Genomic DNA, 19481 nt, shown 5'->3' with positions numbered 1-19481 from the left:
TGGTGGGTGATGACGGGATCGAACCGCCGACCCTCTGCTTGTAAGGCAGATGCTCTCCCGGCTGAGCTAATCACCCTCGCGATGTTGCTTGTTGCGTTTGCTTCGCTGAGGCCGCGAAATTTACGCAGGTGTCAGCGCTAAGTCAATAGCCCCATTGGATTTTTTTCTAGAAGCTGCAAGCTGCCAGAAAAAGCGCGCAGGGCTTGCGCGGTCGTGAAAGCCTGAAAATAACGAAGGGACCCTGCGGTCCCCTCTTGCAACTTGCAGCTTGTGGCTTACATGTAGATCATCTTGCGCGTCATGCCGCCGTCGACCACGAATTCCTGGCCGGTGACGAACGCCGCCTGGCGCGACAGCAGCCAAGCGACCATGGCAGCGACATCTTCTACCGTCCCTACCCTGCCCGTCGGGTGCTGGGCGTGGTCGGCTTCGCTCAAGGGCTCAGCACGGCGTTGCGCAGGGTCACGAGCGTCGATCCAGCCGGGGCTCACCGCATTGACTCGGATTTCCGGGCCCAGGCTCATGGCCAGGGCATGGGTCAAGGCCACCAGGCCGCCCTTGCTGGCTGCATAGGCCTCGGTGTCCGGCTCCGACTGCCGCGCTCGGGTGGAGGTGAGGTTGACGATGGCCCCATTGTGCGCACGCAGGTACGGCGCGCAATGCTTGGCCAGCAACATCGGGCCACTGAGATTGACTGCCAGCACCCGATTCCACTGTGCCAGGCTCAGGCTCTCCAGCGTCTGGTTATGCGGGTTGGCGATGGCCGCATTGCACACCAGCGCATCCAGGCGACCGAACTGGCCCAGCACCTCCGACACCCCGGCACTGACCTGGGCCTCTTCGGCAACGTCCATGCTGATGAACCAGGCATTGTCACCCAGCGCCTTGGCTACCTTGGCACCGCGTTGGCGATCAAGGTCGCTGAGCACCACTTGCCAGCCCTCGCAGATCAACCAGGCGGCGATCCCCAGGCCGATACCGCGAGCGGCGCCGGTGACCAGGGCAACCCGTCCGTTATGGCCTGGCGCCCCGCCCCTGATTTCCATCACAGCGCTGCCAGTCCACGGGCGAGGTCCGCCTGCAGGTCGGCAACGTCTTCCAGGCCTACGGCAACGCGGATGAGGCTGTCGCGAATGCCTGCGGCGTCACGTTCCTGCGCCGACAGGCGGCCATGGGAGGTGGTTGCCGGGTGGGCAATGGTGGTCTTGCTGTCGCCCAGGTTGGTCGTGATCGACACCACACGGGTGGCGTCGATGACGCGCCAGGCGCCTTCCTTGCCACCTTTGACCTCGAAGCTCACCACCGCACCGAAACCACTCATCTGGCGCTTGGCCAGCTCGTGTTGCGGATGGCTCGGCAGGCCGGCGTAGTGCACTTTCTCGACGCCCGGTTGCTGCTCCAGCCATTCGGCCAGGCGCTGGGCGCTCTCGCAATGCGCGCGCATGCGCAGCTTGAGGGTTTCCAGGCCCTTGGTGAAGATCCAGGCATTGAACGGGCTGAGGGTCGGCCCCGCAGTACGCAGAAAACCAACCACTTCTTTCATCTGCTCGGCGCGGCCCGCCACTGCCCCGCCCATGCAGCGACCTTGGCCGTCGATGAACTTGGTGGCTGAGTGGAACACGATGTCGGCGCCGAGCTTGAGCGGCTGTTGCAGCGCCGGAGTGCTGAAGCAGTTGTCCACCACCAGCATGGCACCGCGGGCGTGAGCGACTTCGGCGAGCCCGGCGATATCGACCAATTCTGCCAGCGGGTTGGACGGCGATTCGACGACCAGCAGCTTGGTGTTGGCCTTGATCGCTTTTTCCCAACCGCCAAGCTCGACCAGCGGCACGTAGTCCACTTGCAAACCGAAGCGTTTGAGGTATTTCTCGAACAGACTGATGGTCGAGCCGAACACGCTTTGCGAGACCAGCACATGATCGCCGGCACTGCACAGCGACATCACCACGGCGAGCAATGCCGACATGCCGGTGGAGGTTGCCACGGCCTGCTCGGCGCCCTCCATCGCTGCCAGACGCTCCTCGAAGGCGCGCACGGTGGGGTTGGTGTAGCGCGAGTAGACATTGCCCGGCGTATCACCGGCGAACCGCGCTGCAGCGTCGGCTGCCGTGCGGAATACATAGCTGGAGGTCAGAAACAGCGCTTCGCTATGCTCTGCTTCCGGTGTACGGTTTTGACCGGCGCGCACCGCCAGGGTGTCGAAGCCGACACCCTCGAGATCGCTGTCCAGTCGCCCGGCATCCCATTGGTCCGTCATGCCGTCGCTCCCAAAATCAGTTGTTGTAGAGGTCGATGATCGCGCTGACAGCCTGGTTCTTGACCTTGGCCAGATCATTACGGGCCTGCTCGATACGATCGAGGTAAGCCTCGTCGATGTCACCGGTGACGTATTCACCGTTGAACACTGCGCAATCGAAGTGATCGATCTTGATCTTGCCGCCACCGACCGAATCGATCAGGTCCGGCAGATCCTGGTAGACCAGCCAGTCGGCGCCGATCAACTCGGCCACCTGGTCGGTGGTACGGTTGTGGGCGATCAGTTCGTGGACACTCGGCATGTCGATGCCGTAGACGTTGGGGTAACGCACCGCAGGGGCAGCGGAGCAGAAGTAGACATTCTTGGCGCCGGCTTCGCGCGCCATCTGGATAATCTGCTTGCAGGTGGTACCGCGGACGATCGAGTCGTCCACCAGCATCACGTTCTTGCCGCGGAATTCCAGTTCGATGGCATTGAGCTTCTGGCGCACCGATTTCTTGCGTGCGGCCTGGCCAGGCATGATGAAGGTACGGCCGATGTAGCGGTTCTTGACGAAGCCTTCGCGGAATTTCACGCCCAGCCGGTTGGCCAGTTCCAGTGCGGCCGTGCGGCTGGTATCCGGAATCGGGATGACCACGTCGATGTCGTGCTCAGGGCGCTCGCGCATGATCTTGTCGGCAAGCTTTTCACCCATGCGCAGACGCGCCTTGTATACCGAGATGCCGTCGATGATCGAGTCGGGACGGGCCAGGTATACGTGTTCGAAAATGCACGGTTGCAGTTTCGAGGCGCTCGCGCACTGCTTGGTGTGCAGCTGGCCACCTTCGGTGATGTAGACGGCTTCGCCAGGCGCCAGGTCGCGGATCAGGGTGAAGCCGAGCACGTCCAGGGCCACGCTTTCAGAAGCGATCATGTATTCCACGCCTTCGTCGGTGTGGCGCTGACCGAAGACCACTGGCCGAATGCCGTTCGGATCACGGAAACCGACTACGCCGTAACCGGTGATCATGGCCACCACCGCGTAGCCACCGACGCAGCGGCTGTGCACATGGGACACCGCAGCGAACACGTCTTCCTCGGTCGGCTGCAGCTTGCCGCGTACCGCCAGCTCATGGGCGAACACGTTGAGCAGCACTTCCGAATCGGAATTGGTGTTGACGTGGCGCAGGTCGGACTCGTAGATCTCCTTGGCCAGCTGCTCGACGTTGGTCAGGTTGCCGTTGTGCGCCAGGGTGATGCCGTACGGCGAGTTGACGTAGAACGGCTGCGCCTCGGCCGAGGTGGAACTGCCTGCCGTTGGGTAGCGCACATGGCCGATGCCGATGTTGCCCACCAGGCGCTGCATGTGACGCTGCTGGAAGACATCGCGCACCAGGCCATTGTCCTTGCGCAGGAACAACCGGCCGTCGTGGCTGGTCACGATACCGGCAGCATCCTGGCCGCGGTGCTGGAGGACCGTAAGCGCGTCATACAGCGCCTGATTGACGTTCGACTTACCGACGATACCGACGATGCCACACATGCGACGCAACCCCTACTTTGATGAAACTTGAACGAACAGTGCTCAGGGCTTAGCCGGCCCGAGTAACTGCTCCTTGAATGGAAGATCAGCCGGAGCGCTGATCACCCCACTGGAAGCCCACTGACCGGTGAAACCCAGGATCAGGTTTTTCGACCAGTCAGCGATCAGAAGAAACTGTGGAATCAGCCGCGATTCCTGCCACCAGGCATCCTGTTGCACAGGCCCCAGACTGAGCAGGCCAACCGCCACTACCACCAGCAACGCACCCCGCGCAGCACCGAAGGCCATGCCCAGGAAACGATCGGTACCCGACAAGCCCGTCACCCGGATCAACTCACCGATGAGGAAGTTGAGCATGGCGCCGACCAGCAAGGTGGCGACGAAAAGAATGGCGCAACCGGCGATGACCCGCATCGACGGCGTCTGGATGTAGCTCTCAAGGTACACCGAAAGCGAGCCACCGAACATCCAGGCGACCGCGCCCGCAACAATCCAGATAAGCAGCGACAGCGCTTCTTTGACGAAGCCGCGCTTGAGACTGATCAGTGTGGAGACGGCGATGATCGCAATGATCGCCCAATCAACCAGGGTAAAGGCCACGGTGCTGCCTGCAGGTATTTGAGGCGGCGCATTTTACCAGAGGGAAAGGCTGGGAGTAAGCGGAATGTCGGCTGGTTTGCTCGCCGTCATGCAGATCCTGCTCACTCAGCTAGGTGAAGGTGTTGGCACTGATCTGCCAGTGCCAACGGTGTGGCGCAACCGGTACGTCAGCCTTTTTCCGGCTGGAAACGCACCACGAAGCCATTGAGTTTCTGCTGGCGATTGAGCGTTTCGCGCAGTTTGTCCGCTTCGGCGCGCTCGATCAGCGGCCCTACGAACACCCGATTGAGCCCACCTGCAGTGCGAATGTAGGCGTTGTAGCCTTGGCTGCGCAGGGTTTTCTGCAGGTTTTCAGCACCCGCGCGGCTGGACAGGCTGGCCAGTTGGACCGACCAACTGACCGGCAGGCCATTGGCATCGATCTTCGACGGCGCATTCGCTGTGGCGGTGGCTGCCGTGGACTTGGGCGCGGATGGCGCAGCTTGCTGGGATTGCGCCTGCGGTTGAGCTGGAGCTTGCGCCTGGGTCTGTGGCGATGGCGTGATCGGCTGACTAGGCCGAGTTGCAGGCGCACTGGACTCATCGACGACCACCGGCGCTTGCTCAGGCTCGCTTGGCAATGGCTGGGGCTCAGGAACGGCAACCGGGTCGACCTTGACTTCTGGCAAGCTGGGCATGGCCGGCGCTTGCGGCGCATCGACCTGTACCTGGCGCATTTCGTCCTGGCGAGTGAACAACATGGGCAGGAAGATCACCGCCAGCGCCACCAGCACCAACGCACCGACCATGCGCTGCTTCACCCCTTTGTCCAGCACTGCCATTTGATCACCCCTCCAGGGCTTGCCGCTCCAGCCATTCCAGGGCTTGGGCGACGCAGAAAAACGAACCGAACAGCAGGATCTGGTCATCCGCCGTCGCCAGCGCGCATTGCCCTTCTAGGGCCGCGTCGACGCTGGCATAAGACTTCACGGTTGCGCCATGGTTCGTCAAGGCGTTGGCAAGCTCGGCGGCCGTGCGGCTGCGCGGCGTGTCCAGCGGTGCAACCGCCCAGTCGTCGATCAGCCCATGCAACGGTTCGATGACCCCGTCGAGGTCCTTGTCGAACAGCAGGCCGAACACCGCCAAGCGACGCCCCTTCAGCGGCCGAGCCGCCAGACGGCGAGCCAGATACTGCGCCGCATGCGGGTTGTGCCCCACGTCGAGCAGCAACTCCACCGCCCTGCCCTGCCACATCACCTGGCGACGATCCAGACGCCCGACGATGCGGGTGTCGCGCAGTGCCTGGCTGATCTGGACCGGGTCCCAGGACAGGCCCATCAACAGATAGGCTTGCAAGGCCAGGGCCGCATTTTCCATAGGCAGATCCAGCAACGGCAGATCGCGCAACGCGACCTCGGTGCCGTCGGCGGCGGTCCCGCGCCAGTGCCAGGCCGCTTCGGCAACACTCAGCTCGAAATCACGGCCGCGCAGCGACAGTGGCGCCGCCAGTGCTTTGGCCTTGTCCAGCAATGGCTTGGGTGGATCAAGGTCGCCGCACAGTGCAGGCTTGCCGGGGCGGAAGATCCCGGCTTTTTCGAACGCCACCTTTTCCCGGGTATCGCCCAGATAATCGACGTGATCGACGCCAATGCTGGTCACCAGGGCCATATCGGCATCGACCACATTCACGGTATCCAGCCGGCCACCCAGACCCACCTCGAGCACCACGGCATCGAGTTGCGATTGCTCGAACAGCCAGAACGCAGCCAAGGTGCCCATTTCGAAGTAGGTCATGGAAGTATCGCCACGCGCCGCTTCGACGGCGGCGAATGCTTCGCACAGGCGCGCGTCGCTGGCTTCTCGTCCATCGATCAGCACCCGCTCGTTGTAGCGCAGCAGATGCGGCGAGCTGTACACGCCCACTTTCAAGCCCTGGGCGCGTAACAACGAGGCCACGAAGGCGCAGGTGGACCCCTTGCCGTTGGTGCCCGTCACCGTCACGATGCGCGGCGCCAATTTGCCCAGCGCCAGCCGGGCAAGCACCTGTTGCGAGCGCTCAAGCCCCATGTCGATGGCCGAGGGATGCAGTTGCTCGAGGTAGGCGAGCCACTCGCCCAGGGTGCGTTGGCTCATCACGCGACCGCAGCCGCCTCGCGGGCCTGCTCTGGCGTCGGCTGGCCGGTCATCTGCGCGAGCAGGCGGGCCAGACGCGGGCGCAGTTCGCCACGGGAGATGATCAGGTCGATCGCGCCGTGCTCGAGCAGGAATTCGCTGCGCTGGAAACCTTCGGGCAGTTTCTCCCGCACGGTCTGTTCGATCACCCGAGGGCCGGCGAAGCCGATCAGTGCCTTCGGCTCGCCGACGATGACGTCACCGAGCATTGCCAGGCTGGCGGAGACGCCGCCATACACCGGGTCGGTAAGCACGGAGATGAACGGGATACCCTCTTCACGCAGGCGCGCCAGCACTGCCGAGGTCTTGGCCATCTGCATCAACGAGATCAGCGCTTCTTGCATGCGCGCACCGCCGGAGGCCGAGAAGCAGATCATCGGGCAGCGGTTTTCCAGCGCATAGTTGGCCGCGCGCACGAAGCGCTCGCCGACCACGGCGCCCATGGAACCGCCCATGAAGGAGAATTCGAAGGCGCTGACCACGATCGGCATGCCCATCAGGGTGCCGCTCATGGAGATCAGGGCGTCTTTTTCGCCGGTCTGCTTTTGTGCACCGGTCAGGCGGTCCTTGTACTTCTTGCCGTCACGGAACTTCAGGCGGTCGACCGGTTCCAGGTCGGCGCCCAGCTCGGCGCGGCCTTCTTCATCGAGGAAGATGTCGATGCGCGCGCGGGCACCGATGCGCATGTGGTGATTGCACTTGGGGCAGACATCGAGGGTCTTTTCCAGCTCCGGACGATACAGCACGGCCTCGCACGCTGGGCATTTATGCCACAGACCTTCCGGCACCGAGCTCTTCTTCACCTCGGAACGCATGATCGAAGGGATCAGTTTGTCGACTAACCAGTTGCTCATGCTTTCTCTCTCCAGTATTGGCGGACGGGGGCCGGTCGGCCGGCCATGCCCTGCCCTTAACTCTTTTATGAAACGATGACGGCCCGGCTGCAGGGCATGCCTGCGCAGCGCGCCGTCTTCAATATGTGTGCAGGCCGCGGAACGTGCCGCCGGCCACCCCGCAGGGCTGCGCAAGCTATGGACGATGGCGCGCCGCCAGCCGTCACATCTGCCATCACGCCTGCTTCACGGCCCGAACGAAGGCTGCGATCTTGGCTGCATCCTTGACGCCCTTGGCCTGTTCGACCCCGCCACTGACGTCCACCGCAAAAGGCCGAACCTCAGTGATCGCCTGGCCGACATTGGCGGCCGAAAGGCCGCCGGCGAGAATGATCGGCTTGCTCAGCCGCTGCGGCACCAGGGACCAGTCGAAGGCCTCGCCAGTACCCCCCGGCACACCCGGCACATATGTGTCGAGCAGGATGCCACGGGCGTTGGCGTAGTGCTGGCAAGCGGCCTCCAGGTCATCGCCGGGACGTACACGCAGGGCTTTGATCCAGGGGCGCTGATAACCGTCGCACTCGGCCGGTGTCTCGTCGCCGTGGAACTGTAGCAGGTCCAACGGCAGCGCCTCGAGGATCTCGTTAAGCTCGCAGCGTGAAGCGTTTACGAACAGGCCTACGGTGGTCACGAACGGCGGCAACTCGGCCATGATCGCCCGCGCCTGACGTACATCTACCGCTCGCGGACTCTTGGCATAGAAGACCAGACCGATGGCATCGGCGCCCGCGTCAGCGGCTGCCAGGGCGTCTTCGATGCGGGTAATGCCGCAGATCTTGCTGCGAACAGTGTGCATGGAGTACAGACCTTGGGTGGCAAGTGAGGGCCCAGATGGTAACAAATGACGCCTGATGCGTCAGTCGGCCAGGGCCTCGTAACCGCTGAGAAAGTGTGGGCCAATGTAACGCTCGGGCAAGGGGTACGCCTCGGGGTACTCCACCTGCACCAGGTACAGGCCGTAGGGATGCGCGGTCACGCCACCTGCGCGGCGGTCGCGGCCTTGCAACACTTCAGCGGCCCATTGCACTGGGCGCTCGCCCGCGCCGATGGTCATCAGCACGCCAGCAATGTTGCGCACCATGTGGTGCAGGAATGCGGTCGCACGCACATCCAGCACGATCATTCGGCCGTGGCGGGTCACGCGCAGGTGGTAAATGTGCTTGATCGGCGACTTGGCCTGGCATTGGCTGGCGCGGAACGCGCTGAAATCGTGGGTGCCGAGCAAGTGCTGGGCGGCCTGGGCCATGCGCTCGACATCCAGCGGGCGATGGTTCCAGGTCACCTCTTCGGCCAGGTGCGCCGGGCGGATCGGGTCGTTGTAGATCACGTAGCGGTAACGCCGGGCACAGGCCTTGAAGCGCGCATGGAAGTCGCTGGGCATCGGCCGCGACCAGACCACACTGATATCGTGCGGCAGGTTGAAATTGGTCCCCAGTGTCCAGGCACGCTCGTCGCGCACGGCGCGTGTGTCGAAATGCACGACTTGGCCACAGCCGTGCACGCCGGCATCGGTGCGCCCGGCGCAGATGACGCTGATGGGCTCGTTGGCGACTTTCGACAGCGCCTGTTCCAGCGCCTGCTGAACACTCGGCACGCCACTGGCCTGACGTTGCCAACCGCGGTAGCGCGAGCCCTTGTATTCCACCCCCAGGGCTATGCGGGTGAAGCCTTCGGCGGCCGATTCGGTGGCGGCGGGGTCGATGATATCCAAGAGCCTGAAACCTGTGGGTCTGTGAAATGGCGGGGATTATAACGACAACGGCAGCCTTGTTGGGCTGCCGTTGCAACTGCGCTGGGGTCGCACGCGCTATTCAGACCAGGCGTGAGAGCATGTCCTGGGCCTCTGAACGCTGACCGTCGTCACCATCCTTGACCACTTCATCGAGGATATCGCGAGCGCCCTGTTGATCACCCATGTCGATGTAGGCCCGCGCCAGGTCCAGCTTGGTCGCCACCTCGTCGGCCCCGGAGAAGAAGTCAAAATCCAGATCGTCCAGCGGTTCAAGCTCGGCGGCGGCGTCTTCTGCACCGAAATGCGGCTCCAACGACGGCGTCTCCAGGCTTTGCGACAGCTTGTCCAGTTCGGCGTTGACGTCGCTCATCTCCGAGGCGAAGCTCTGGACCGCCGGTGAATCGTCCTCAAGCGACAGCGAAAGATCGAAATCATCGGGCAGTTCGAGTTCGGAGATCGGATCGAATTCGGGCAAGGTATCGAACGCAGCGAGCTCGGCAGCAACGTCCACGGGCGCTTCATCAGCCCCAGCGCTGCTCGGCTCGGCAATGTCCAGGTCGAAATCGGCCAGGTCATCGGCGCTTTGCGTCTGCGCTTGAGCCTGGGCGAGCATGGCTTCGAAATCGTCATCGGCATCGGCTGGCGCGGTGACTGCAGACTCCAGGGGTGGCGTCTGCCCCAGCACCGGCGGCTCGAGTGGATCATCGACCGGTAAATCGTCATCCAGGCTCAGATCAAAGGCACTGGCGAGCGCATGGTCGTCGAGTACCGAGGTTTCGCTGAACGCTTCTGCCGCCGCGTCGAGCTCGGCCTGGGACGTTTGCTCGGGTTCCACCGGGACCTGCGTTTCGAGCGCATCTGCAGCTTCAGCCGCGCTATCGACCGCCGCTGGCGGCGTGTCCTGGAGCAGGTCCTCGACGTACTGCTGATCCATCTCTGCGGCCAGCGCTGCAGCACCCAGACCTGCGGCAGCCAGGCCCAGCATGGCAGGAAAACGCGCCTTGAGGTCATTGACCTGGGCCGCGTTGGCGGGGCTGTCAAGCAATGTACGCTCCTGCTCGACGAAGCCGCTGTGGTCGCCCTGACGCGCGTAGACCTCCATCAGCTTCAGGCGCAGCGTTTCATTCTGCGGCTGCGTTGCAATCGCGCCTTCCAGAAGATCCGCGGCATGGTTCAGCCGGCCGCGCGAGATGCTCAGATCGACTTCGGCGAGCAGCGCCTCATTCGGATCGAGGCTGCTCGGACCCTCATCGACGGCAGCGACTGCGGCCGGCGTCGCTGGGCGTTCAGCAGCAGTGGCAGCGGCAGCCGAGGCCGCAACCACGGCTGGCGACAGGGTAACGCTTGGCGCTGACACCTCAAGGCCATCGAAGCTGCTCGGCGGCAGGTCGAGATCAGGGTTGCGCTCGCCTTCATCGGCCAAGGCGCGGGCCATCCGCAGGTGTTTTTCGGCTTCCTGCTGGGCTTTGCGTTTACGCGCCAGCAGCAACAGCAGCAGCAACAACACCAGGAACGCGGAGCCGGCGATCAAGCCGAGTATCAGCGGATTGCCGAGCATTTCGTCCAAGGCACTGGGCTGACCCTGAGCCGGCTGATCGGCCACCGGGGCAGGTGCTTCGCTGGCGAGCGCTGGTGGCGCGGTATCCACCGCCGCCGGCGCCGGGGTCACGACCGGCTCGACAGGGGCTGGCTGGGCTTCCACGGGCTGCGCCGGTGCCGGCTCGCCGGGCAAGGTGGCGACCGCTGGCGCATCGGCTGCCGGTGCCGGTGCGGATTCGGGCGCTGCGCCTTGAGCTTCCAGGCGCGCGAGTTGGTCGTTCTTCAGCTGGATCAGTTTTTCCAGCTTGTCCAGCTGGCTTTGCAGGTCGCTCATGCGGCTCTTCAGCTCGTCGTTGTCGCGACGACTGGTATCCAGGCTTTCCTGAGCCACGGCAAGCTTGTCGTTGAGCGCCTTGGCATTGTTGCCAGCAGGCTGATTGGCGGGGCTGACCAGGCGCAGGTTGTCGCCCTGGGCGATGCGCTCCGGGGCAGCATCGGCAGCGCCGCGGCGGGTAGCATCGAGCTGCCGTGCGCGTGGCCCGAGGCGGCGGCCTTCACGCCAGGCGGCGTATTGCTCGGCCACTTCACGGTTGGCTTCGCCTTGCGGGATGCTCTGGATCTGCTGCGGGTCGGGCAAGCGCAATACCTGGCCGACCTTGAGCTGGTTGATATTGTTGCCGATGAAGGCATCAGGGTTCAGTGCCTGGATGGCGATCATGGTCTGCTGCACCGAGCCGCCACCCTGGGTATTGCGTGCAGCAATCTGCCACAGTGTGTCGCGACGCTTGGTGGTATAGCTGCCAGCGCTGCTGGTTGCTGGATTGACGTTGGCGGCGCCAGGCTGCTGGCCCTGGGCGCTGGCCTGGTCGAGCAATACGCTGTAATCGCGCAGCAAGCGACCTTGCGGCCACATCACCTGAACCAGGAACTTGACCACCGACCCGGGCAGCGGCTGGCTGGAGGTGACGCGCAGCACGCTCTTGCCATTGGGATTGATCACGGGGGTGAAGGTCAGGTCTTGCAGGTAGTTGGCAAACTCGACCCCGGCCTTGCTGAATTCTTCAGGCGGCGCCAGGCTTGGCGCCACTTCGGCTGCAGTGAGGTCGCGCACATCGAGTAGTTCGATCTCGGCGTCCAGGGGCTGGTTCTGCGCCGACTTCAGCGTCAGCTCGCCCAACCCGAGGGCATTCGCCATGCCCGACGTCAGCGCGGAAGCTGCCGCCATGGCCAGAACCAGTTTGCGAATTCGAAGCATGACCTCTTCCCTTGTATGAATCGTCCCGAAAACCGGCGGGTGGCGCGGAACACAGTGCTCGCCAGTATCTTTTACACCATGTGTTTAATCAACAATTGTGCCACTTGCACAGCGTTCAACGCGGCGCCCTTGCGCAGGTTGTCGGTGGTCAGCCAGAGATTGAGTTGCTGGGGTTCGTCAATTCCGTGGCGTACACGACCAACATAGACCACGTCCTGGCCGACTGCGTCACCAACCGGGGTTGGATAATCGTCGATTTCGACGGTTTCGATGCTTTCGGCCTGTTCCAGGGCTTGATTGACCTGCGTCAGGTCGACAGGGGCACTGCTTTGTACCGACACACTGAAGCTATCGCCGAAAAACACTGGGACTTGAATGCAACTGACGGCGATTTTCAATTCGGGCAGGTTCAGCAACACGCGCAATTCGCTGACCAGGCGACGCTCGAGGGCAGCGTGGCCGTCTTCATCGACAGCGCCGACCTGGGCGAGCACGTTGAACGCGACCTGGCGGTCGAAGAAGCGTGGCTCCAGCGGCCGGGCGTTGAGCAGTTCGGCAGTTTGTCTGGCAAGCTCATTGACCGCTTCGCGGCCTTGCGCGGAAACGGCCAGGGCAGCCATGACCTGTACACACTGGATGTCGAGCTGGTCCTTGAGCGGGGCCAGGGCAACAGCCAGGGCCACGGCTGCGCAGCTGGGGCTGGTGATGCGTGCTGGCAATGGCCGCTCGGCCAGGCGCTGGGCGTTTGCCTCGGGTACCACGGCGAGGGCGTCGTCGAGGCCGCCTGACAGGTCGATGACGCTGCAGCCTGCTTGCTGGGCTTTGTCTGCGAAGCTGCGGCTGACGGCGGGGCTGGTGGCGAAAAAGGCCAGTTTGACCTGGGCGAAATCGAAACTGTCGACTTCGCGCACCTTGAGTTTCTTGCCGGCGAACATGACGCTGCTGCCCGCCGATTCCATGCTTGCCAGCAGGTGCAGGGTGCCTACAGGGAAGGCCAGTTCTTCGAGGATCTGTACGAGGGTTTCACCGACGCTGCCGGTGGCGCCAACGACGGCGATGTCCAACGAGGTATTCATGGAAGGATCCTTTTAGCTGTTACGGCGGGGGCGGCACTTTACGCGTATTGTGCGGTTTTGTCTGTCGCAGCAGAACCGCAGCGTTGCTGCAAGCTTCGCTTTCGAGTTCACCTCCGCTCTCGCTCTTTTTCTTGCTCTTGCTCTCGCTCTCGCTCTCGCTCTTGCTCTTGCTCTTGCTCTTGCTTCGGCTTCTAAGCGCACGGTAGTCCAGGCAACGCAAATTGCGACCTCAGGAGGCCGAGCGTAGGTGTCTGGAGGGCCCAGGGTGCGTAGCACCCCCGACGGCGTAGCCGGAGGACGCGAGCTGTACGACTTGCGTAGCAAGTTGTGGCCGCGCAGGGCCCGCAAGACGCCGAAGCGAGGGGACCCCGGAGCGCAGCGCAGGGGCCGTATGTGGGAGCGCAGCGTTTTTTGGTTACTTTTTGTCGCGTTTGACAAAAAGTGACTCGCCGTAAGGGCGAAAAGGTGATTGTGCGCAATCATCGCTAATGAATGCGCATCGTATGCCAAAGCCCCACACTTCAAACTTCAAACTTCAAACTTCAAACTTCAAACTTCAAACTTCAAACTTCAAACTTCAAACTTCAAACTTGAAATTTGAAACTTGAAACTTGAAGCTTGAAACTTTGAATTGGAATTAAAAGTCAGGAGCTGAAAGGCGAGATTGTTTTGATACCTCAGCGGTATTCATTGGCGATGGCGACGCTCAATCACCTTTTCGCCTTTACGGCGAGTCCCTTTTTGACGGGGCAAAAAGGAACCAAAAACCCCTCGCTCCCACATCCGGCCCCTGCGCTGCGCTCCGGGGTCCCCTCGCTCCGGCGTCTTGCGGGCCCTGCGCGGCCACAACTTGCTACGCAAGTCGTACAGCTCGCGTCCTCCGGCTACGCCGTCGGGGGTGCTGCGCACCCTGGGCCCTCCAGACGCCTACGCTCGGCCTCCTGAGGTCGCAATTTGTGCTGCCTGAACTATCGCGCACTTAGAAGCAAAAGCAAAAGCAAAAGCAAAAGCAAAAGCAAAAGCAAAAGCTAGTCAACTAGACTGCAAGTACAAGTGCCGAGATGGATATTAGCAGGACGAAAAAAAACCGCGCCGACCGGCACGGTTTTTTTGCGGCGAGCGTAAATCAACGTTCCAGCAAGATCCGCAACATGCGACGCAGCGGCTCGGCAGCACCCCACAACAACTGGTCACCAACGGTAAACGCACCGAGGTACTGCGACCCCATGTTCAGCTTACGCAGACGACCAACTGGGATATTCAGAGTACCAGTCACCTTGGTAGGCGCCAGCTCCTGCATGCTGATCTCGCGCTGATTCGGCACCAGCTTAACCCAAGGGTTGTGCTGGCTGATCATGCCTTCGATGTCCGCCAGCGGCACATCCTTGTTCAGCTTGATGGTCAGCGCCTGGCTGTGGCAGCGCATGGCACCGATGCGAACGCAGATACCATCGACCGGAATCGGGCTCTTGAAGCGACCGAGAATCTTGTTGGTCTCGGCCTGGGCCTTCCACTCCTCACGGCTCTGGCCGTTCGGCAATTCCTTGTCGATCCACGGAATCAGACTGCCGGCCAACGGCACACCGAAGTTCTCGGTTGGGAATGCCTCGCCGCGCATGGCCTCGGCCACCTTGCGGTCGATGTCGAGGATGGCGCTGGCCGGGTTGGCCAGGTCATCGGCAACCGCCGCGTGGGTAGCGCCCATCTGCTTGATCAGCTCGCGCATGTTCTGCGCACCAGCGCCAGAGGCGGCCTGGTAGGTCATGGCGCTCATCCATTCGACCAGGCCTGCTTCGAACAGACCGCCCAGGCCCATCAACATCAGGCTGACGGTGCAGTTGCCACCGATGTAGTTCTTGGTCCCGGCATCGAGCTGCTGATCGATCACCTTGCGGTTGACCGGGTCCAGCACGATTACCGCATCATCCTGCATGCGCAGCGACGAAGCGGCGTCGATCCAGTAGCCCTGCCAGCCGGCTTCGCGCAGCTTGGGGAACACCTCGTTGGTGTAGTCGCCGCCCTGGCAGGTCAGGATCACGTCGAGGGTCTTGAGCTCATCGATCGAATAAGCGTCCTTGAGCGGAGCAATGTCCTTGCCCACATTAGGGCCTTGGCCACCCACATTGGAAGTGGTGAAGAACACTGGCTCGATAAGGTCGAAGTCCTGCTCCTCCAGCATCCGCTGCATGAGCACGGAACCGACCATACCGCGCCAACCGATCAGACCTACACGTTTCATCGCAACTACACCTTTGCTAAAAGTGGGCCGCCACCTCAAGTTTGCCGTGGCGGGCCAGAGAGATTACAGATTCCGCAGCGCTGCGACTACTGCGTCGCCCATTTCCTGCGTGCCGACTTTGTTACAACCCGCCGACCAGATGTCACCGGTGCGCAGGCCCTGGTCGAGAACCAGGCTGACCGCCTGCTCGATCGCCCCAGCCGCCACGTGCTGATTGAAGCTGTAGCGCAGCATCATCGACACCGAGAGAATGGTCGCCAATGGGTTAGCGATGCCCTGCCCGGCGATGTCCGGAGCCGAACCATGGCAAGGTTCGTACATGCCCTTGTTATCGGCGTCAAGAGAGGCCGACGGCAGCATGCCGATGGAGCCAGTCAGCATCGAAGCTTCGTCCGACAGAATGTCACCGAACATGTTATCGGTCACCACCACGTCGAACTGTTTCGGCGCTCGCACCAGCTGCATGGCCGCGTTGTCGACGTACATGTGGCTCAACTCTACGTCCGGATAGTCCTTGGCCACCTCCTCCACCACTTCGCGCCACAACTGGCTGGAGGCCAGCACGTTGGCCTTGTCGACCGAACACAGCTTCTTGCCACGCACGCGCGCCATGTCGAAGCCGACGCGGGCAATCCGACGTACTTCGCTTTCGCTGTATGGCAGGGTGTCGTAAGCCTGGCGTTCGCCGCCCTCAAGCTCGCGCTGGCCGCGAGGCGCGCCGAAGTAGATGCCACCGGTCAGCTCACGGACGATCAGAATGTCCAGGCCCGAGACGATTTCCGGCTTCAGCGACGACGCGTCGGCCAGTTGCGGATAGAGAATGGCAGGCCGCAGGTTGGCGAACAGGCCCAGCTGCGAACGGATTTTCAACAGCCCCCGTTCGGGGCGCACGTCACGCTCGATCTTGTCCCACTTCGGCCCGCCTACGGCGCCCAGCAATACGGCGTCTGCCTTGCGCGCACGCTCAAGCGTCTCATCGGCCAGCGGTACGCCATGCTTGTCGATAGCCGCGCCGCCGATCACGTCATGCTCCAGCTCGAAGCCGAGCTGGAACTTGTCGTTGGCCAGCTCCAGGACCTTGACCGCTTCGGCCATGATTTCCGGGCCAATGCCGTCACCAGGGAGAATCAGAATCTGCTTGCTCATGCTTTCCTCTATTCATTCACGCGGCGCGGCCATGTCAGCCTCGCCGAAAAGTTCTTAACGCTCTGCCCACAGCACTATCACGTCGGTGCTGAACGAGCCATCGGCTTCGATCTGGTAATACTGCCGCACTTCCTCACCCATGGCTTGCTGCAAATGGCGGATGGCCACACGCATCGGCTCAGGTGTACGCATGCGCTGGACCCAGCTGTCGAATTCCAGGTGCAGGCGCTGACGGCTATGGCTGCGCACATGCAGGCCCGCCTCGCTGACCTGACGCTGCCACTGGGCAGCCGAGTAATCGCGTACATGGCTGGTGTCGCGCAGCACCTCGACGCTCTGCAAGTACGTGTCGAGCAGCGCACTGCCCGGCGACATCACATCGATGAAAGCAGCCACCCCACCTGGCTTGAGCACCCGGCGCACCTCGCGCAAGGCCAGCCCCAGGTCGCTCCAATGATGAGCCGAGTAACGGCTGAAGACGAAATCGAAACTCGCATCGGGGAAGGTCAGCTGTTCGGCGGCACCGCACTGGGTAACGATATTGCCAAGGCCACGCTCGCTGGCAGCACTGGCCACTACTTCGAGCATCGACTGCGACAGGTCATAGGCAACCACCTCGGCCACCAGCGGCGCGACCTGGAAACTGACGTGACCGGCGCCGCAGCCAAGGTCCAGCACCCGCGCATCACCCCGCCCTGCCAGCTCAGCTTGTAGCAGGGCGAACTCATGGCCTTGGGCGTGTACGGCACTGCTCAGGTAAGCGCTGGCCTGCTCGCCGAACTGGCGTTGTACCACGTCGGTGTGGGTAGTGCTGGTCATCTGTCAGTCCTTTAGCTGTAGGTCGCACGGGCCAGCGCGCTGGGCGGCACGCGTGGCCTTACGGTACGGCTCAGTCGCGGAACAACCACGGCTGGCTGCTGCGGTGCTTGCCCTCGAAGTCCTTGATCGCCTCGCTGTCTTGCAAGGTCAGGCCGATGTCATCCAGGCCGTTGAGCAAGCAGTGCTTGCGAAACGCATCGATTTCAAAATGCAGCACCTTGCCATCCGGCCGGGTTACCGCCTGAGCCTGCAGATCGATGGTCAGCTGGTAGCCGGGCGCGGCTTCCACCTGCCTGAACAGCTCATCGACTTCATCGTCGCTGAGGATGATCGGCAGCAGGCCATTCTTGAAACTGTTGTTGAAGAAGATATCGGCGAAACTGGGGGCGATCACGCTGCGAAAGCCGTACTCGTCCAACGCCCATGGCGCGTGTTCGCGGCTCGATCCACAACCGAAGTTTTCCCGCGCCAGCAACACACTGGCGCCCTGATAACGTGCGTGGTTGAGCACGAAGTCCTGGTTCAGCGGACGTTTGCTGTTGTCCTGATACGGCTGGCCTACATCCAGGTAGCGCCACTCGTCGAACAAGTTGGGGCCAAAGCCGGTGCGCTTGATCGATTTGAGAAACTGCTTGGGAATGATCTGGTCGGTGTCGACGTTGGCACGGTCCAACGGCGCGACGAGACCGGTGTGCTGGGTAAAGGCTTTCATGCTGCGCTCCCTTGGATCAACTCGCGTACGTCGATGAAGTGACCGGTGACCGCGGCGGCGGCGGCCATGGCCGGGCTGACCAGGTGAGTACGGCCGCCGGCACCCTGACGTCCCTCGAAATTGCGATTGGAGGTCGAGGCGCAGTGCTCGCCGCTTTCCAGGCGGTCCGGGTTCATCGCCAGGCACATCGAGCAGCCGGGCTCACGCCATTCGAAGCCGGCTTCGAGGAAGATCTTGTCCAGCCCTTCGCGTTCGGCCTGAGCCTTGACCAGGCCAGAGCCTGGCACCACCAGGGCCTGCTTGACATTGGCAGCGACCTTGCGGCCCTTGGCGATCTCGGCGGCAGCACGCAAATCTTCGATGCGCGAGTTGGTGCACGAGCCGATGAAAACGCGATCGAGCTTGATGTCGGTGATCGCCTGATTGGCGGCAAGGCCCATGTACTTCAAGGCGCGTTCGATCGAGCCACGCTTGATGAGGTCAGGCTCGGCAGCAGGGTCTGGTACGCGTTGGTCGACAGCCAGAACCATTTCCGGGGAGGTCCCCCAACTGACCTGCGGCTTGATCTGCGCGGCATCGAGCTCGACCACGGTGTCGAACACCGCATCGGCGTCGGACACCAAGGCCTTCCAGGCCTGTTGAGCCTGCTCCCACTGGGCGCCTTTAGGCGCATAGGGACGCCCCTCGACATACGCGACGGTGGTGTCATCGACGGCGACCAGACCGACGCGGGCGCCCGCTTCGATGGACATGTTGCAGATGGTCATGCGCCCTTCCATCGACAATTCGCGAATGGCGCTGCCAGCGAATTCCATGGCGTGGCCGTTACCACCGGCGGTGCCGATCTTGCCAATCACGGCAAGGACGATGTCCTTGGCGGTGACGCCGGCTGGCAATTGGCCTTCGACGCGCACCAGCATGTTTTTCATCTTCTTGGCGACCAGGCACTGGGTGGCGAGCACATGCTCGACTTCCGAAGTCCCGATGCCATGGGCCAAGGCACCGAAGGCACCATGGGTGGAGGTATGCGAGTCGCCGCAGACCACGGTCATGCCCGGCAAGGTCGCGCCCTGCTCGGGGCTGATGACGTGGACGATACCCTGGCGCTCGTCATTCATCTTGAATTCGACGATGCCGTACTCGTCACAGTTTTCATCAAGGGTCTGCACTTGCAGGCGCGAAACCTGGTCGGCGATGGCCTCGATGCCGCCCTTGCGCTCTGGCGTGGTGGGCACGTTGTGGTCGGGCGTGGCGATGTTGGCATCGATGCGCCACGGCTTGCGCCGGGCCAGACGCAGGCCCTCGAAGGCCTGGGGCGAGGTCACCTCGTGGATGATATGGCGGTCGATGTAGATCAGGGACGAGCCGTCGTCGCGGCGCTTGACCTCATGGGCTTCCCAGAGTTTGTCGTAGAGCGTTTTGCCAGCCATCAGACTGTTCCTCATCAGCGTCTTTCTATGCCAAAGACCCCTTGGCTTGTACGGACGATGCTATGGGGTTAGATTGAATAACTCAAATTCATATTTTTTATGCTTTGGAT

At 62.4% G+C, this 19481-nt stretch carries 16 protein-coding genes and 1 tRNA gene; all 17 read right to left on the bottom strand.

Annotated features, from left to right (window positions below):
• Window positions 1–76, bottom strand: a tRNA-Val gene (locus FS665_RS21780).
• A gap of 199 nt (window positions 77–275) precedes the next feature.
• Window positions 276–1046, bottom strand: a complete 771-nt coding sequence (locus FS665_RS21775) for an SDR family oxidoreductase (protein ID WP_178108388.1) — start codon at window positions 1044–1046, stop codon at window positions 276–278.
• The gene (locus FS665_RS21770) at window positions 1046–2257 is read right to left on the bottom strand and encodes an O-succinylhomoserine sulfhydrylase (RefSeq protein WP_145193200.1); all 1212 of its coding nucleotides are present in this window, start codon (window positions 2255–2257) and stop codon (window positions 1046–1048) included. The genes FS665_RS21775 and FS665_RS21770 overlap by 1 nt, the downstream gene beginning before the upstream one ends.
• Window positions 2258–2273: 16 nt before the next feature.
• Window positions 2274–3779: an amidophosphoribosyltransferase gene (purF, locus tag FS665_RS21765; protein WP_145193198.1), complete on the bottom strand. Its 1506-nt coding sequence runs from the start codon at window positions 3777–3779 to the stop codon at window positions 2274–2276.
• 42 nt (window positions 3780–3821) lie between these two features.
• The gene (locus tag FS665_RS21760; protein WP_145193196.1) at window positions 3822–4379 is read right to left on the bottom strand and encodes a CvpA family protein; all 558 of its coding nucleotides are present in this window, start codon (window positions 4377–4379) and stop codon (window positions 3822–3824) included.
• Window positions 4380–4546: 167 nt separating this feature from the next.
• Window positions 4547–5200, bottom strand: a complete 654-nt coding sequence (locus FS665_RS21755) for an SPOR domain-containing protein (protein WP_145193194.1) — start codon at window positions 5198–5200, stop codon at window positions 4547–4549.
• A gap of 4 nt (window positions 5201–5204) precedes the next feature.
• Window positions 5205–6491 carry a bifunctional tetrahydrofolate synthase/dihydrofolate synthase gene (gene folC, locus FS665_RS21750; protein ID WP_145193193.1) on the bottom strand — a complete coding sequence of 429 codons (1287 nt, stop codon included), beginning with the start codon at window positions 6489–6491 and terminating at the stop codon, window positions 5205–5207.
• On the bottom strand, window positions 6491–7384 hold the full coding sequence (gene accD / locus FS665_RS21745; RefSeq protein WP_145193191.1) for an acetyl-CoA carboxylase, carboxyltransferase subunit beta: 894 nt from the start codon (window positions 7382–7384) through the stop codon (window positions 6491–6493). The genes folC and accD overlap by 1 nt, the downstream gene beginning before the upstream one ends.
• 214 nt (window positions 7385–7598) lie before the next feature.
• Window positions 7599–8219, bottom strand: coding sequence for a phosphoribosylanthranilate isomerase (locus tag FS665_RS21740; protein ID WP_145193189.1), 621 nt, complete (start codon window positions 8217–8219; stop codon window positions 7599–7601).
• Window positions 8220–8279: 60 nt separating this feature from the next.
• Window positions 8280–9134 carry a tRNA pseudouridine(38-40) synthase TruA gene (gene truA / locus FS665_RS21735; RefSeq protein ID WP_145193187.1) on the bottom strand — a complete coding sequence of 285 codons (855 nt, stop codon included), beginning with the start codon at window positions 9132–9134 and terminating at the stop codon, window positions 8280–8282.
• Window positions 9135–9234: 100 nt separating this feature from the next.
• Window positions 9235–11949, bottom strand: a complete 2715-nt coding sequence (locus FS665_RS21730; RefSeq protein ID WP_145193185.1) for a FimV/HubP family polar landmark protein — start codon at window positions 11947–11949, stop codon at window positions 9235–9237.
• A gap of 71 nt (window positions 11950–12020) precedes the next feature.
• The gene (locus FS665_RS21725) at window positions 12021–13025 is read right to left on the bottom strand and encodes an aspartate-semialdehyde dehydrogenase (RefSeq protein WP_145193183.1); all 1005 of its coding nucleotides are present in this window, start codon (window positions 13023–13025) and stop codon (window positions 12021–12023) included.
• Window positions 13026–14151: 1126 nt separating this feature from the next.
• Window positions 14152–15264: an aspartate-semialdehyde dehydrogenase gene (asd, locus tag FS665_RS21715; protein WP_145193172.1), complete on the bottom strand. Its 1113-nt coding sequence runs from the start codon at window positions 15262–15264 to the stop codon at window positions 14152–14154.
• 63 nt (window positions 15265–15327) lie between these two features.
• A complete protein-coding gene (gene leuB / locus FS665_RS21710; RefSeq protein ID WP_145193169.1) occupies window positions 15328–16410 on the bottom strand; it encodes a 3-isopropylmalate dehydrogenase in 1083 nt (360 codons plus the stop codon).
• Between the two features lie 54 nt (window positions 16411–16464).
• Window positions 16465–17229, bottom strand: coding sequence for a class I SAM-dependent methyltransferase (locus tag FS665_RS21705; RefSeq protein ID WP_145193167.1), 765 nt, complete (start codon window positions 17227–17229; stop codon window positions 16465–16467).
• A 70-nt stretch (window positions 17230–17299) separates the two neighbouring features.
• Window positions 17300–17941 carry a 3-isopropylmalate dehydratase small subunit gene (gene leuD, locus FS665_RS21700; protein WP_145193165.1) on the bottom strand — a complete coding sequence of 214 codons (642 nt, stop codon included), beginning with the start codon at window positions 17939–17941 and terminating at the stop codon, window positions 17300–17302.
• Window positions 17938–19371 carry a 3-isopropylmalate dehydratase large subunit gene (gene leuC, locus FS665_RS21695; protein ID WP_145193163.1) on the bottom strand — a complete coding sequence of 478 codons (1434 nt, stop codon included), beginning with the start codon at window positions 19369–19371 and terminating at the stop codon, window positions 17938–17940. The genes leuD and leuC overlap by 4 nt, the downstream gene beginning before the upstream one ends.
• Window positions 19372–19481: the final 110 nt, after the last annotated feature.

The organism is Pseudomonas sp. URMO17WK12:I11 (assembly GCF_007677725.1).
Classification (GTDB): domain Bacteria; phylum Pseudomonadota; class Gammaproteobacteria; order Pseudomonadales; family Pseudomonadaceae; genus Aquipseudomonas.
Note: the sequence above shows the minus strand (reverse complement) of the source record. Positions and strands in the feature narration are given on the sequence as shown.

Coding starts and splice junctions, on each gene's coding strand:
- leuD (WP_145193165.1), bottom strand. CDS start 17,941: ATGAAAGCCTTTACCCAGCACACCGGTCTCGTCGCGCCGTTGGACCGT.
- FS665_RS21740 (WP_145193189.1), bottom strand. CDS start 8,219: ATGCACACTGTTCGCAGCAAGATCTGCGGCATTACCCGCATCGAAGAC.
- asd (WP_145193172.1), bottom strand. CDS start 15,264: ATGAAACGTGTAGGTCTGATCGGTTGGCGCGGTATGGTCGGTTCCGTG.
- purF (WP_145193198.1), bottom strand. CDS start 3,779: ATGTGTGGCATCGTCGGTATCGTCGGTAAGTCGAACGTCAATCAGGCG.
- folC (WP_145193193.1), bottom strand. CDS start 6,491: ATGAGCCAACGCACCCTGGGCGAGTGGCTCGCCTACCTCGAGCAACTG.
- FS665_RS21770 (WP_145193200.1), bottom strand. CDS start 2,257: ATGACGGACCAATGGGATGCCGGGCGACTGGACAGCGATCTCGAGGGT.
- FS665_RS21775 (WP_178108388.1), bottom strand. CDS start 1,046: ATGGAAATCAGGGGCGGGGCGCCAGGCCATAACGGACGGGTTGCCCTG.
- leuC (WP_145193163.1), bottom strand. CDS start 19,371: ATGGCTGGCAAAACGCTCTACGACAAACTCTGGGAAGCCCATGAGGTC.
- leuB (WP_145193169.1), bottom strand. CDS start 16,410: ATGAGCAAGCAGATTCTGATTCTCCCTGGTGACGGCATTGGCCCGGAA.
- FS665_RS21730 (WP_145193185.1), bottom strand. CDS start 11,949: ATGCTTCGAATTCGCAAACTGGTTCTGGCCATGGCGGCAGCTTCCGCG.
- FS665_RS21755 (WP_145193194.1), bottom strand. CDS start 5,200: ATGGCAGTGCTGGACAAAGGGGTGAAGCAGCGCATGGTCGGTGCGTTG.
- FS665_RS21725 (WP_145193183.1), bottom strand. CDS start 13,025: ATGAATACCTCGTTGGACATCGCCGTCGTTGGCGCCACCGGCAGCGTC.
- accD (WP_145193191.1), bottom strand. CDS start 7,384: ATGAGCAACTGGTTAGTCGACAAACTGATCCCTTCGATCATGCGTTCC.
- FS665_RS21705 (WP_145193167.1), bottom strand. CDS start 17,229: ATGACCAGCACTACCCACACCGACGTGGTACAACGCCAGTTCGGCGAG.